Annotated in this window: 12 protein-coding genes; 9 read left to right on the top strand and 3 right to left on the bottom strand. The window is 60.9% G+C overall.

What is annotated here, in order from left to right; translation table 11 throughout:
• Nucleotides 1–72: 72 nt before the first annotated feature.
• The 3 genes from AC13RC_RS27610 to xylA all read left to right on the top strand — a co-directional run bounded on the left by AC13RC_RS27610 (nucleotide 73) and on the right by xylA (nucleotide 4,072).
• Complete coding sequence (locus tag AC13RC_RS27610; protein ID WP_488559153.1) at nucleotides 73–1,098, top strand: LacI family DNA-binding transcriptional regulator; 1,026 nt, start codon at nucleotides 73–75, stop codon at nucleotides 1,096–1,098.
• A gap of 37 nt (nucleotides 1,099–1,135) precedes the next feature.
• Nucleotides 1,136–2,593, top strand: coding sequence for a xylulokinase (gene xylB / locus AC13RC_RS27605; protein WP_488559152.1), 1,458 nt, complete (start codon nucleotides 1,136–1,138; stop codon nucleotides 2,591–2,593).
• Between the two features lie 168 nt (nucleotides 2,594–2,761).
• Nucleotides 2,762–4,072: a xylose isomerase gene (gene xylA, locus AC13RC_RS27600; protein ID WP_113330558.1), complete on the top strand. Its 1,311-nt coding sequence runs from the start codon at nucleotides 2,762–2,764 to the stop codon at nucleotides 4,070–4,072.
• A gap of 38 nt (nucleotides 4,073–4,110) precedes the next feature.
• Here xylA and AC13RC_RS27595 read toward each other — a convergent pair whose 3' ends face one another.
• Both AC13RC_RS27595 and AC13RC_RS27590 read right to left on the bottom strand, forming a co-directional pair.
• Nucleotides 4,111–4,467 carry a VOC family protein gene (locus AC13RC_RS27595; RefSeq protein ID WP_488559151.1) on the bottom strand — a complete coding sequence of 119 codons (357 nt, stop codon included), beginning with the start codon at nucleotides 4,465–4,467 and terminating at the stop codon, nucleotides 4,111–4,113.
• Between the two features lie 12 nt (nucleotides 4,468–4,479).
• Nucleotides 4,480–5,505 (bottom strand): LacI family DNA-binding transcriptional regulator, encoded by a 1,026-nt coding sequence (locus AC13RC_RS27590; RefSeq protein ID WP_113330556.1) that lies wholly within the window; start codon nucleotides 5,503–5,505, stop codon nucleotides 4,480–4,482.
• Nucleotides 5,506–5,672: 167 nt separating this feature from the next.
• Here AC13RC_RS27590 and AC13RC_RS27585 point away from each other — a divergent pair, with 167 nt between their 5' ends.
• From AC13RC_RS27585 to AC13RC_RS27565, 5 genes are all read left to right on the top strand, one after another.
• Complete coding sequence (locus AC13RC_RS27585) at nucleotides 5,673–7,196, top strand: sugar ABC transporter ATP-binding protein (RefSeq protein ID WP_113330555.1); 1,524 nt, start codon at nucleotides 5,673–5,675, stop codon at nucleotides 7,194–7,196.
• 61 nt (nucleotides 7,197–7,257) lie between these two features.
• Entirely contained in the window at nucleotides 7,258–8,268 is a 1,011-nt protein-coding gene (locus AC13RC_RS27580; RefSeq protein ID WP_145315977.1) for an ABC transporter permease, read from the top strand.
• Nucleotides 8,269–8,337: 69 nt separating this feature from the next.
• A complete protein-coding gene (locus tag AC13RC_RS27575; RefSeq protein WP_069616012.1) occupies nucleotides 8,338–9,285 on the top strand; it encodes a substrate-binding domain-containing protein in 948 nt (315 codons plus the stop codon).
• Nucleotides 9,286–9,552: 267 nt separating this feature from the next.
• On the top strand, nucleotides 9,553–10,605 hold the full coding sequence (locus tag AC13RC_RS27570) for a sugar phosphate isomerase/epimerase family protein (protein WP_112343252.1): 1,053 nt from the start codon (nucleotides 9,553–9,555) through the stop codon (nucleotides 10,603–10,605).
• A gap of 192 nt (nucleotides 10,606–10,797) precedes the next feature.
• Entirely contained in the window at nucleotides 10,798–11,985 is a 1,188-nt protein-coding gene (locus AC13RC_RS27565; RefSeq protein ID WP_113354915.1) for a Gfo/Idh/MocA family protein, read from the top strand.
• 45 nt (nucleotides 11,986–12,030) lie between these two features.
• On the opposite strand, the gene AC13RC_RS27560 is transcribed toward AC13RC_RS27565, so the two are convergent.
• Nucleotides 12,031–12,435, bottom strand: coding sequence for a DoxX family protein (locus tag AC13RC_RS27560; protein WP_488559150.1), 405 nt, complete (start codon nucleotides 12,433–12,435; stop codon nucleotides 12,031–12,033).
• Between the two features lie 258 nt (nucleotides 12,436–12,693).
• Here AC13RC_RS27560 and AC13RC_RS27555 point away from each other — a divergent pair, with 258 nt between their 5' ends.
• Entirely contained in the window at nucleotides 12,694–14,067 is a 1,374-nt protein-coding gene (locus AC13RC_RS27555) for a GH1 family beta-glucosidase (RefSeq protein WP_488559149.1), read from the top strand.
• Nucleotides 14,068–14,240: the final 173 nt, after the last annotated feature.

Below are 14,240 nucleotides of genomic sequence, written 5' to 3'. Positions count from 1 at the left end.
AAATTCACCGGCCCGAAATTTTTGATTTACGTACATCAAAAATCGCAGTAAGGGTTTCCGCAGGAGGAACCCATGAGACCGACCGTGCATGACATCGCCGCCGCTGCGGGCGTCAGCCTTGCCACGGTGGACCGAGTCCTCAACCAGCGGCCAGGCGTGCGGCTGGTGACGCGGGAGAAGGTGGAAGCCGCTATCCGGCAGATCGGCTATATCCGCGATGTCGCTGCTGCCAACCTGGCCAAGAGCCGTGTCTATCCTCTTGTTTTCATTGTGCCGACCGGCGACAATTCCTTCATGCATGGGCTGCGATTCGAGGTGCATCAGGCAACCTTGCGGGCCAGCATAGAGCGCACCGATATCCGCATCGTCGAGGTGCCGCCGTTCGATGTGCCGGCGCTGGTCACGGCACTGGACGCCTTGCAGGGGCAGGATATCGCCGGCGTCGCTCTCGTGGCGACCGATGCGCCGGAAGTGCGAGCCGCCGTCGACCGTCTCGTCTCGGAGCGTATTCCTGTCATTACGCTGGTCTCGGATCTCACTGATTCCGCCCGTCATCACTATGCGGGAATCGACAATATCGCCGCCGGACGGACCGCCGCGCGGCTGCTCGGGCGCTTCCTTGGCGGTCGTGAAGGCGATCTGACCGTTCTCGCCGGCTCGATGCTGGTGCGCGATCATCGCGAGCGCCTGCAGGGCTTTTCTGCCGTGATGGCAGAAGAGTTTCCCAAGCTGCGGCTGCTGCCTGTGCTGGAAGGACGTGACGATCCCGAACAGGCCCGATCGCTCGTTTCAAAGGCGCTCTCCGCAAATAAGAGTATCATCGGCATCTACAGCCTCGGTGCCGGCAACCGTGGTCTGATTGCGGCCCTGAAAGCCGTGCGGCCCGAGCGTGAGCTGACGGTGGTCGTGCATGAGCTGACGCAGCATACCCGGGCGGCGCTGTTGGACGGCACGATCGATGCCGTCCTCAATCAGGATGCCGGCCATGAAGTCCGCAGCGCCATCCGCGTCATGAAGGCAACAGCCGACGGCCAGGCCGTCATTGCCGATCAGGAGCGCATACGGCTCGACATTTTCTTGAAGGATAATCTGCCCTGAGCATTCGAACGCGGCAGAGCATAGGGAGTAATATCTGATGTATTTGGGTCTCGATCTCGGAACCTCCGGCGTCAAAGCGATGCTGATCGACGGCAATCAGAAGATCATCGGCTCCGCCAATGGCGGGCTTGACGTGTCGCGCCCGCATCCAGGCTGGTCGGAGCAGGATCCCGCGCATTGGATTCGCGCGACGGAAGAAGCAGTTGCCGGGCTGAAGGCTGCGCATCCGAAGGAGCTGGCGGCTGCGCGCGGCATCGGCCTTTCCGGCCAGATGCATGGCGCGACGCTGCTCGATGCCGATGACAAGGTGCTGCGGCCCTGCATCCTCTGGAACGATACCCGTAGCTACCAGGAGGCCGCCGCGCTTGACGCGGACCCGCGTTTTCGCGCCTTGACCGGCAATATCGTTTTCCCCGGCTTTACGGCGCCGAAGCTTGCATGGGTCGCCAAGCACGAGCCTGAGATTTTCGCTAAAGTGCGCTGGGTGCTGTTGCCGAAGGACTATCTGCGCCTTTGGCTGACGGGGGAGCACATGTCGGAAATGTCCGACTCGGCCGGCACCTCCTGGCTCGATACCGGCAAGCGCAAATGGTCTTCCGAGCTGCTGGCGGCAACCAATCTCGACGAGAAGCAGATGCCGACACTGGTCGAAGGCACCGACGTTGCCGGCAAGCTGCGTGGGGAACTAGCCTCGAAATGGGGTATCGGAGGCGACGTCGTCGTTGCCGGCGGGGCAGGGGACAATGCGGCCTCGGCCTGCGGCATGGGCACGGTCAGCCACGGTGCCGCCTTCGTTTCGCTCGGGACGTCAGGTGTTCTCTTTGCCGCCAATGGTTCCTATCTGCCGAAGCCGGAAAGCGCCGTGCATGCTTTCTGCCACGCGCTGCCGAACACCTGGCACCAGATGGGCGTCATCCTCTCGGCAACCGATGCGCTGAACTGGCACTCGCATGTGACGGGCAGATCCGCTGCCGAACTCACCACGGAGCTAGGCGACACGTTGAAAGCGCCGACGAGCGTTACTTTTCTTCCCTATCTCTCGGGCGAGCGCACGCCGCACAACGATGCTACCATCCGCGGCGCCTTCATCGGTCTCGGCCATGAAAGCGGCCGCGCCGTGCTGACGCAAGCCGTGCTCGAAGGCGTGTCCTTCGCCATTCGCGACAATCTGGAAGCGCTGCGTTCGGCCGGCACCGACATTGCGCGCGTGACCGCCATCGGCGGCGGCTCGCGTTCGCGCTACTGGCTGGCTTCGATCGCCACTGCGCTCGGCGTACCCGTCGACCTGCCGGCGGACGGCGATTTCGGTGCCGCTTTCGGTGCCGCACGCCTCGGCCTGATTGCGGCGACCGGCGCCGACCCGGTTGCAGTCTGCACCCCGCCGCAGACGGCCGGCACGATCGATCCGGTTGCGTCCCTGACGGATGCTTATGCGGATGCCTACAAGCGCTATCGGGCGGTTTATCCGGCAATCAAGCCGCTGAGCATGGTTTGAGGTCAACCCCCTCACCCTAGCCCTCTCCCCGAGGGGAGAGGGGACGACGGAGCTTACTGCGGTCACCCATACCTTCTCCCCTCGGGGAGAAGGTGGCCCGAAGGGTCGGATGAGGGGGCATCAAAGTGACAAAACAATACCGAAACACCAAACCCAAGGAGATGAGATATGAGCACCGGATTTTTTGGTGACATCAGCAAGGTAAAATACGAAGGCCCAGACAGCACCAATCCGCTGGCCTTCCGCTATTACAACAAGGACGAAGTCGTTGCCGGCAAGCGCATGGAAGACCATCTGCGCTTCGCCGTCGCCTACTGGCACACCTTCACCTGGCCGGGCGGCGATCCCTTCGGCGGCCAGACCTTCCTGCGCCCCTGGTTCAACGAGACGATGGAAGCCGCCAAGCTGAAGGCCGATGTCGCCTTCGAATTCTTCACGCTGCTCGGCGCTCCCTACTACTGCTTCCACGATGCCGACGTACGTCCGGAAGGCAAGAATTTCGCCGAGAATACCAAGAACCTCAACGAGATCGTCGACTACTTCGCCAAGAAGCAGGCCGATACCGGCGTAAAGCTGCTCTGGGGCACGGCAAACCTCTTCTCCAACCGTCGTTTCATGTCGGGCGCTGCGACCAATCCGGATCCGGATGTCTTCGCCTTCTCGGCTGCGACCGTGAAGACCTGCATGGACGCCACGCACAAGCTCAACGGCGAAAACTATGTTCTCTGGGGCGGCCGCGAAGGTTATGAGACGCTGCTCAACACCGACCTGAAGCGCGAAATGGACCAGATGGGTCGTTTCCTCAATCTCGTCGTCGAGTACAAGCACAAGATCGGCTTCAAGGGCACGATCCTGATCGAGCCGAAGCCGCAGGAGCCGACCAAGCATCAGTATGACTACGACGTCGCCACGGTCTACGGCTTCCTCAAGAAGTACGGCCTCGAAAACGAAGTGAAGGTCAATATCGAGCAGGGTCACGCGATTCTCGCCGGCCATTCCTTCGAGCATGAGCTGGCGCTCGCCAATGCGCTCGGGATCTTCGGTTCGATCGACATGAACCGCAACGATTATCAGTCCGGCTGGGATACCGACCAATTCCCGAACAACGTTCCGGAAATGACGCTGGCCTATTACCAGGTTCTGGCAGGCGGCGGGTTCAAGACCGGCGGCACGAACTTCGACGCCAAGCTGCGCCGTCAGTCGCTCGATCCGGAAGATCTGCTCATCGGCCACATCGGCGGCATGGATTGCTGCGCTCGCGGCCTGAAGGCTGCTGCCAAGATGATCGAAGACAAGGCGCTCTCCAAGCCGCTCGCCGACCGTTACGCCGGCTGGGATTCGGCCGAAGGCCAGAAGCTGCTGCGCGGCGAATATTCGCTCGACCAGATCGCCCAGTGGGTCGAGACCAAGGACGTCAACCCGCAGCCGAAGTCCGGCAAGCAGGAACTGCTGGAAAACATCGTCAATCGCTACGTTTGATCGATGCGTCCGGGAGGCGATCTTCATCGCCTCCCGGATTATCGCCTGAAGGCGCGGCTGGAAATGGCTATGGGATTCCCTGAGGGGTCCTTGGCATTGGCGAAAACATAGCCGTCGGCCTGATGCAAGGGTCCGAACTCCAGCCCCTCTTCAGCACACTTAGCGCGGAAAGCTTCGACATGCTCGACGTCGAAGACCAGCTTGACCAGCACCTGGCCCATTTTCTGCGCCTTACCCGCCGGATGGATCATCAGATTGGCGCCGCCATCCTGCGCGAGCAGTTCAACAATCCGATCGCCCTCCAGGCGGAGTGGCTTGAATCCGAAATGCTTCTCGTAAAAGCTGATCGTCGCTTCGACATCGCGGACATAGAGGGTGATTCTGCCAAGCGGCATCGTTGCGACTGCCTAGCGCCGACTGCGCGGCGGAGCTCCGACCGAGTTCCGCACGATCAGATCCGGCCGCAGCAGGATCTCCGTCTCGGCCGGCTCGCCATCCGAAAGCAGTTCCAGCAGAAGCGCCATCGCATGCTTGCCGATGGCGGTGCGGGGTTGCCGGATCGTCGTCAGCGACGGCGTCATGAAGACGGCCTGCGGCACGTCGTCGAAGCCGGTTACCGAAAAATCCTCGGGGATATCGTAGCCGCGTGCCTTCAGGCCGATCATCACGCCGATCGCGGTCTGGTCGTTGACACACATGAAGGCCGTCGGGAGCGTGTCTCGCATGAAAAGCTGCTCGACGGAGAGTCGCCCGCTCTCGATGGTGCCGTCGCCGTCCAAGACGATGCGCAGGTCCTGTCCGATGCCGGCCGCATCCAGTCCGGCCTCGTAACCCATGCGCCGGCGGCTGTAGGCGAGGCGGGTGCGGGAATCGCCGATGAAGGCGATCTTGCGATGGCCCTCGGCAATCAGGAGGTCCACGGCCTTGCGCGCGCCGGCAATATCGTCGACGCCGACATAAGGGATGCCGCCGTTGAAGACCGGTTCGAAGACACCGACGCTCGGCGGCAACCGCGCTGTCATCGTCTGATGTCCGAAGGGCAGGATGCCGGTGAAGAGGATCAATCCCGCCGCCTGGTTAGAGTTCAGGAACTTCAGATATTCCAGGCCGCGCTGGGCATCGTTCTGCGTGTGGCCGATCAGGATGCCATAGCCATGCGCGCGCGCCTCGTTTTCCAGACCGATCAGAATATTCGAGAAATTGGGATCACCGATATCGGGCGCCACGACGAGAATCATGTTCGAGCGGCCAAGTCTCAGGCTGCGCGCCATGGCATTGGTAGTATAACCGGTAACGGCGATAGCCTGATTGACTTTCAGCCGCGTCGAATTGGCGACTTTCTCCGGAGTATGGATGGCCCGCGAAACCGTTGCTATCGAAACATTGGCAATTCGGGCGACGTCTTCGATAGTTGCGGGCGTGGAATTCGACACTGCGCTCTGCCTTGGGGTCTCGTCTCGGGCTGGAGACTACACAGACTTACGTGGAGGTCAAAGGTAACCGCGAAATTTTGTACGATATCCAATGATGTAAACCTTTACACGATGTATGTAAAGGTTTACATAGCGTGGAAAGCGGGTGGGACCGCAGGGAGGATTCAATGAGTTCGGAAGCCGTCGACGGTGCGGTCGTGCTGTCTGCGAGAGGGATTTCCAAGTCCTTTAACGGCGTGCAGGTGCTGTTCAGCGTCAACTTCGATCTTCGGGCCGGCGAAATCCATGCGCTGATGGGCGAAAACGGTGCCGGCAAGTCGACGCTGGTAAAAGTTCTCTCCGGTTTCGAGCAGCCGACCTCGGGCGAAATCCTCCTCGATGGCAAGCCGGTGAAATTGCCGCCAAATGGGGCGGCGGAAGCGCTCGGCATCGTCATCATCCACCAGGAATTCAATCTTGCGGAACATCTGACCGTCACCGAGAGTCTATTTCTTGGCCGCGAAGTCACGCGCTTCGGCGTGCTCGACCGCAAGCTCATGCGCGCGGAAACGCGGCGCGTGCTCGACCTTCTCGGCTCGCATGTCGATGAGAACGCCATCATCAGCACACTCTCCATCGCCGACAAGCAGATGGTGGAAATTGCCAAGGCGATCAGCCGCGATGCGCGCATCGTCTTCATGGACGAGCCGACAGCTGTTCTCTCGCGCGAGGAGACCAATTTCCTGTTCAAGCAGGTGCGCAAGCTGCGTGACCAGGGAACGAGCTTCGTCTTCGTCTCCCATAAGCTCGATGAGGTCATGGAACTGACGGATCGCGTCACGGTGCTGCGCGACGGCCAATGGGTGAAGACATCACCGACCTCGCTGCTCGATGGCGAATCGATCGCCCAGCTAATGGTCGGGCGCGAGCTTTCCAGCCTTTATCCGGCCAAGAACGAGCCGGATGTCGACGAGAAGGTGGTGCTCAGCGTTGCCTCGGTCTCGACCGGCTACGTCCATGATGCGAGCTTCGAGCTGCGAAAAGGCGAGATCCTGGGTTTTTCCGGCATGATCGGCTCTGGGCGTACCGAGCTGATGGAAGCGATCGTCGGTCTGCGCTCGCGTGCCGCCGGCGAGGTCGTCGCCAACGGCCAAACGGTGCCGCCGCATGATGTGCATGCAGCCATCGATGCCGGGCTTGCCTATATGACGAAGGACCGCAAGTCGAAGGGTCTGCTTCTGAATTCCGGCATGATCGTCAATCTAACCCTGCAGTCGCTCGACCGGCATGGCAAGTTCGGCTATCTGAGCGCCTCCAGCGAGGCCGATGCGCTGGCGCGGGCGCGCCGCCGTTTTGATATACGCGTTCGTGACGGCAATATCGTTGCCGGCCGCATGTCCGGCGGCAACCAGCAGAAGCTGCTTCTGGCGAAGATCATGGAGACCGAGCCGCAGATCATCATCATCGACGAGCCGACGCGCGGCATCGATGTGGGTACGAAGCAGCAGATCTATCATTTCATTTCCGCGCTGGCGCGCGACGGTCATTCGATCATCGTGATCTCTTCGGAAATGCCCGAGGTCATCGGGCTTTGCACACGGGTTGCCGTGATGCGCGAGGGCCGGATCGTCGGCGTGCTCGAAGGCGAAGAGATCACCGAGCAGGAAATCATGCGTTATGCGGCGGGCCTGAAGAAAAAGACGGCTGCCTGAAGGGCGGCGGCGGAGCAAGGCGAATTCCCAGCAATCATGGGACGGGAGGTTGGTTTTGGTTATGAGCGTGGGTGAAGACAGCAGCGGCAAGACAGGCCGGCGAGGGCGCTCCTGGCGGGATGTCGATCTTAGGGCCGTGGCGCCGTTTGCAGCCTTGGTGCTGCTTCTGATCGTGGGCGCGCTGGTCAATCCGAACTTCATCGGCATTACCAATCTCACCAATGTTGCGACGAGATGCGCCTTCATCGCCATCATCGCGGTTGGTGCCACCTTCGTCATTTCGGCCGGCGATCTCGATCTGTCTGTCGGCGCGATGGTTGCCTTCGTTGCGAGCCTGATGATCCTCCTGATGAATTCGGGCGCCATCGCCGATCCCGCCCTGATGCTGGCGGCGGCCGTGCTGTTCTCGATCGTTGCCGGTATATTGTGCGGCCTGGCCAACGGGCTGATCACGACCGTTGGCAAGATCGAGCCTTTCATTGCGACGCTCGGCACCATGGGTGTCTATCGCGGTTTGACGACCTGGCTGTCGCAGGGCGGTGCGATCACCTTGCGTCCGGCCAATCTGCAGGCGCTCTACAAGCCCGCCTATTATGGCACCGTGTTTGGTGTGCCGGTGCCGATCGTAGTCATTCTTGTCGTCACCGGCATTGCGGCCTTCATTCTCTACCGCACCCGCTATGGGCGGCATGTCATCGCCGTCGGTTCCAATCGCGACGTTGCGCGCTATTCCGGCGTGGCGGTCAATCGCGTGCGCACCGTCGCCTTCGTCATCCAAGGCCTGTGCGTATCGATCGCCGTGCTTCTCTATGTGCCGCGGCTTGGTTCGACGTCGGCGACGACGGGCAGTCTCTGGGAGCTGCAGGCGATCACCGCGGTCGTCGTCGGCGGCACGGCGCTGAAGGGCGGAGCGGGCAGGGTATGGGGCACGATCTGTGGCGCCTTCATCCTGGAGCTCGTCGGCAACATCATGCTGCTTTCCAATTTCATCAGCGAGTATCTGCTGAACGCCATCCAGGGCGCGATCATCATCATCGCCATGCTGGTTCAGCGTTCACTCGCCCGCAAATAGCGAATAGCCGGGTCAGGGGGCGCCCGGTTCTTGGTGACAAGGCCCTGTCTCTATCTGGGAGGAAGAAATATGCGAAAGAGACTCATAGGCTTGGCTGTCGTGATGGCGGCTCTGGCCGGCACGGTCCATGCCGAGGACAAGAAGGTGACGATCGGCGTTTCCATTCCGGCCGCCGATCACGGCTGGACCTCGGGCGTGGTCTTCCATGCCGAGCGCGTCGCCAAGCTCTTGATGGCGGAGCATCCGGGGCTGAACGTCATCGTCAAGACCTCGCCTGACGCGGCGAGCCAGGCAAACGCCGTGCAGGACCTTGAGACGCAGGGTATCGATGCGCTCGTCATCCTGCCGTCGGATCCGGATCCGCTCGTCAATGCCATCAAGGAAGTCAAGGACAAGGGCAAGTTCGTGGCGCTCGTCGACCGTGCGCCGAGCAACAACGACAATTCCGTCCGTGACCTCTATGTCGCCGGAAACAATCCGGCGCTCGGCCAGGTCGCGGGCGAATACATCAAGGCCAACACGCCGGATGCCCAGGTCGTCGTCATCCGCGGCCTGCCGATCCCGATCGATCAGCAGCGCCAGGACGGCTTCGACAAGGGCATTGCCGGCTCGAACGTCAAGGTTCTTGACCGCCAGTATGGCAACTGGAACCGAGACGACGCCTTCAAGGTCATGCAGGACTACCTCACCAAGTTCCCGAAGATCGACGTCGTCTGGTGCCAGGATGACGACATGGCCGTCGGCGTTCTGCAGGCAATCGAGCAGGCCAAGCGTACCGATATCAAGTATATCATCGCCGGCGCCGGCTCGAAGGACATGATCAAGAAGGTCATGGATGGCGACAAGCTGATCCCCGTCGACGTCCTTTACCCGCCGGCAATGGTCGGCACCGCCATGGAACTGACGGCTGCCAACTTCTACGATCAGGTTCCGGTTCGCGGCAACTACATCCTGGATGCGACGCTCGTCACCAAGGACAATGCCAAAGACTTCTACTTCCCCGATTCACCGTTCTGATCGGTTCCTCGGTTCATCTTCAAGGGCGCCCGCCGGTTTCGGCGGGCGTTTTTTAAGTGTTCCATCAGCCCTCGTTTTGTGGCGGATGGAAATTTTGCGGCACGTACCTCTTGCCGTCTGCGGCGTGCCGTGATTAGGTCGCAAGGCATTCGACTTTCAGCCCGACGACCCTATAGTTTCTGGAGGCTGCGGCACCTCAGCCGCCTCGGATATGGGTCCGAAAGGCATCGGAAACGTTTACAGAACGCGATTAGGGAGGAAATACAGATGAAGACGATCAAAGGACCAGGCCTGTTTCTCGGCCAGTTCGCCGGCGATGCGGCACCGTTCAACTCGTGGGATTCGATCACGAAATGGGCAGCTGACGCCGGCTATATCGGCGTGCAGGTTCCGACCTGGGCAAGCCAGCTCATCGACCTGAAGAAGGCGGCTTCCTCCAAGGATTACTGCGACGAGTTCGCCGGTGTCGCCCGCGCCAACGGCGTCGAGGTCACCGAGCTTTCCACCCACCTCCAGGGCCAGCTCGTCGCCGTGCATCCGGCCTATGATGAAGCCTTTGACGGTTTTGCCGCTCCGGAAGTGCGGGGCAATCCGAAGGCTCGGCAGGAATGGGCGGTCGAACAGGTGAAGATGGCGCTGACGGCGTCGAAGCATCTCGGCATCAAGGCGCATGCGACCTTCTCCGGTGCGCTCGCCTGGCCCTTCATCTATCCCTGGCCCCAGCGCCCGGCAGGTCTCGTCGAAACCGCCTTCGAAGAACTTGCCCGCCGCTGGACGCCGATCCTCAACCATGCCGACGAGAACGGCGTCGACGTCTGCTACGAGATCCATCCCGGCGAAGACCTGCATGACGGCATCACCTTCGAGATGTTCCTGGAGCGCGTGAAAAACCATCCGCGCGCCAACATGCTCTACGATCCCTCGCACTACGTCCTGCAGTGCCTCGATTATCTCGAGAACATCGACATCTACAAGGACCGCATCAAGATGTTCCACGTCAAGGATGCGGAGTTCAATCCGACAGGACGCCAGGGTGTCTATGGCGGCTATCAGGGCTGGGTCGAGCGTGCCGGCCGCTTCCGTTCGCTGGGTGATGGCCAGGTCGATTTCGGCGCCGTCTTCTCCAAGATGACCGCCAATAATTTTGACGGCTGGGCCGTGGTCGAATGGGAATGCGCGCTGAAGCATCCCGAAGACGGCGCCCGCGAAGGCTCCGAATTCGTCAAGGCACACATCATCCGCGTCACGGAAAAGGCCTTTGACGACTTCGCCGGCAGCGGCACCGACCAGGCGGCGAACCGGCGCATGCTGGGGCTGTAATCTCTTTTTCTTCTCCCCAGCGGGGAGAAGATGTCCGAAGGACAGATGAGGGGGACGAGGAGCGTCGCGACGAGTGCCTTGAGCGACAAGCGAAAGGCAGTGTCTGCTGAGTCCCCCTCATCCGACCCTTCGGGCCACCTTCTCCCCGCAGGGGAGAAGGGAAGTACAATTCCATTCATTCAGGAGGACAAAATGGCAATCGAAGGATCATCGGAACAGACGCGGGAGCCGCGCATTCGTCTCGGCATGGTAGGCGGCGGCGCCGGCGCATTCATCGGCGCGGTGCATCGTATCGCCGCGCGCATTGACGACCAGTTCGATCTCGTCGCCGGCGCGCTCTCGTCTTCGCCGGAAAAGGCTCAGGCATCCGGCCGCGATCTTGGTCTCGATCCCTCGCGCACCTATTCCAGCTACCGTGACATGGCGATCCGCGAAGCGAAGCTGAAGAACGGCATCGAGGCGGTTTCGATCGTCACGCCGAACCATGTCCATTATGACGCCGCCAAGGAATTCCTGCGGCGCGGCATCCATGTCATCTGCGACAAGCCGCTGACCTCCAATCTTGCCGACGCCAAGAAGCTGAAGAAGGTGGCCGACGAGAGCGGCGCGCTCTTTATCCTCACGCATAATTACACCGGCTATCCGATGATCCGCCAGGCGCGCGAGATGATCGCCAATGGCGAGCTTGGTGATATCCGCGTTGTGCAGGCGGAATATCCGCAGGATTGGCTGACGGAAAATATCGAGCAGTCCGGCCAGAAGCAGGCGGCCTGGCGTACCGACCCGGCCCAGTCGGGCGTCGGCGGCTCCACCGGCGATATCGGCACGCATGCCTATAATCTCGCTTCCTTCGTGACTGGTCTCGAGCTCGACAGTCTTGCCGCCGATCTCGACAGCTTCGTTGAAGGACGTCGCCTCGATGATAACGGCCATGTGCTGCTGCGCTTCAAGGCGAAGGGCAAGGAAAAGCCGGCAAAGGGCATGCTGTGGTGCAGCCAGGTGGCGCCCGGCCATGAGAATGGGTTGAAGCTCCGCGTTTACGGCACCAAGGGCGGCATCGAGTGGACGCAGGCCGATCCGAACTATCTTTGGTACACGCCGTTTGGCGAGCCGAAGCGGCTGATCACCCGCAACGGTGCCGGCTCCGGCGCTGCAGCCGCGCGCGTCTCGCGCATACCCTCGGGCCATCCGGAAGGCTATTTGGAAGCTTTCGCGACAATCTATACCGAGGCTGCGCGTGCCATCAACGCCCGTAAGAAGGGCGTGGCCATCGATCCTGCCGTGATCTATCCGACCGTCGATGACGGTGTGAAAGGTGTGGCTTTCGTCGAAGCCTGCGTCGCGTCCTCGAAGCGCAATGGCGCCTGGGTCAAGCTCTAGGTTTGGGGAGGTTCGAGGCGGTTTTGCCGCCTCGAACCTGCTTATTCAGATGGCGATGTCCTGCCTGCGCTTGGTCAGCGCGTCGACACTCAGCCGGCCACCGCCGGCGCTGGCGAGAAACAGGAAGATGAAGCAGAAGAGGATAGCAGATGTGCCGCCGTTCTGGGCGGGATAGAAGCTCTGCGGCGCATGACGCAGGAAATAGGCAAAGGCCATCAGGCCTGACAGAATGAACGCTGCAATCCGCGTCTTGAAGCCGATCAGGGCGAGGAAGCCGAGAGTGAGTTCGAGTAGGCCGGCGATCCAGGACAGCGATCCGACAGCGTGCACATTTTCGGCCGCCGGGAAATGCAGCACCTTCTGCGTTCCATAGCTGAAGAGCACGAGCGAGGCAACGATGCGTAGCAGGCTCAGAAGATGAGGATGTAGGGCGTGGATCGCAGGGAGCATTTGTGTCCTTTCACTGTCAAGTTTGGATGCTACCCTCAATTGATCCCATACCGAAAGACAAGTCACGACTGTTGACATTGCTGTTATCAAGCCGTGCGAAGAGTGTTGCTGCTGCCGGTGAAGTTTTTTCAGGCGCCTTTCGCCGGCCTGGTTTGTCGGCGCCTGCAACGTTGCAGTTTTCCCGTGCCGGCACTGTACTTTGTCCTGCCGCTTGGTTAAACCGCAGCCAACGAAGCCATAACAGACGGGATTTTCACCATGATCGATCCGAAGCTTCTTGCCGATCGCTTCCCCGGCGATTTCACATTCGGTGTTGCCACCGCCGCCTTCCAGATCGAGGGTGCCACCAAGGCCGACGGCCGCAAGCCATCCATCTGGGATGCTTTCGCCAACATGCCGGGCCGCGTCTATCAGCGCAATAATGGCGACATCGCCTGCGACCACTATAACCGTCTGGAGCAGGATCTCGATCTCATTAAGGACATGGGTATCGAGGCTTATCGCTTCTCGATCGCTTGGCCGCGCATCATCCCCGAAGGCACCGGCCCGGTGAACGAAGCCGGCCTCGATTTCTATGATCGCCTGGTGGATGGCTGCAAGGCGCGCGGCATCAAGACTTTTGCGACCCTCTACCATTGGGATCTGCCGTTGGCGCTTGCCGGCGATGGCGGCTGGACGGCGCGCTCGACGGCGCATGCCTTCCAGCGCTACACCAAGACCGTCATGGCCCGCCTCGGCGACCGCCTGGATTCTGTCGCCACCTTCAACGAGCCCTGGTGTATCGTTTGGCTGAGCCACCTCTATGGCGTCCATGCGCCCGGCGAGCGCAACATGCAGGCGGCGCTCTATGCGATGCACTATATGAACCTTGCCCACGGCCTTGGCGTCGAGGCGATCCGCTCCGTCGCGCCGAAGGTGCCTGTCGGCATCGTGCTCAACGCCGCTTCGATCCTGCCGGGCTCCGACACCCCCGAGGATTTGGCCGCGGTAGAACGCGCGCATCAGTTCCACAATGGCGCTTTCTTCGATCCGATCTTCAAGGGTGAATATCCAAAGGAATTCGTCGAGGCGCTCGGCGATCGCATGCCCGTCATCGAGGATGGCGATCTCAAGACCATTAACCAAAAGCTCGATTGGTGGGGGCTGAACTATTATATGCCGATGCGCGTCTCCGACGACGCCTCTAAGAGCGGCGATTTCCCCTGGACGAAGGAAGCGCCGCCGGTCAGCGACGTAAGGACCGATATCGGTTGGGAGGTCTATTCGCCGGGTCTGAAGCATGTCGTCGAAGACCTCAACAGGCGCTACGACCTGCCGGAGTGCTACATCACCGAAAACGGCGCTTGCTACAACATGGGCGTCGTCAACGGCGAGGTCGATGACCAGCCTCGTCTCGATTATTATATGGAGCATCTCGGTGTCGTCGCCGAACTCATCAAGGACGGCTATCCGATGCGCGGCTACTTCGCCTGGAGCCTGATGGATAATTTCGAATGGGCGGAAGGCTACCGCATGCGCTTCGGCCTCGTGCATGTCGATTACGAGACCCAGGTGCGCACCATCAAGAAGAGCGGCAAGTGGTACAGGGAGCTTGCCTCGCAGTTTCCGAAGGGCAACCACAAGGCGGACTGATGCGGTTCGGCATTCCCCTTGAGGGGCTCGGGTTGGGTGGAACCCGAGAGTGGGCTTTAGGTCTGCAATGGTCACCCCACCCCGGACCTTCGGTCCGACCCTCCCCCCTCAAGGCAGGGGTATCGCATATGAGCGGAGATCGCCGCTGTCCCCCTTCTCCCCAGCGGGGAGAA

Source organism: Martinezella sp. CNPSo 3890 (assembly GCF_057784455.1).
This window is presented reverse-complemented; position numbering and strand designations above follow the sequence as displayed.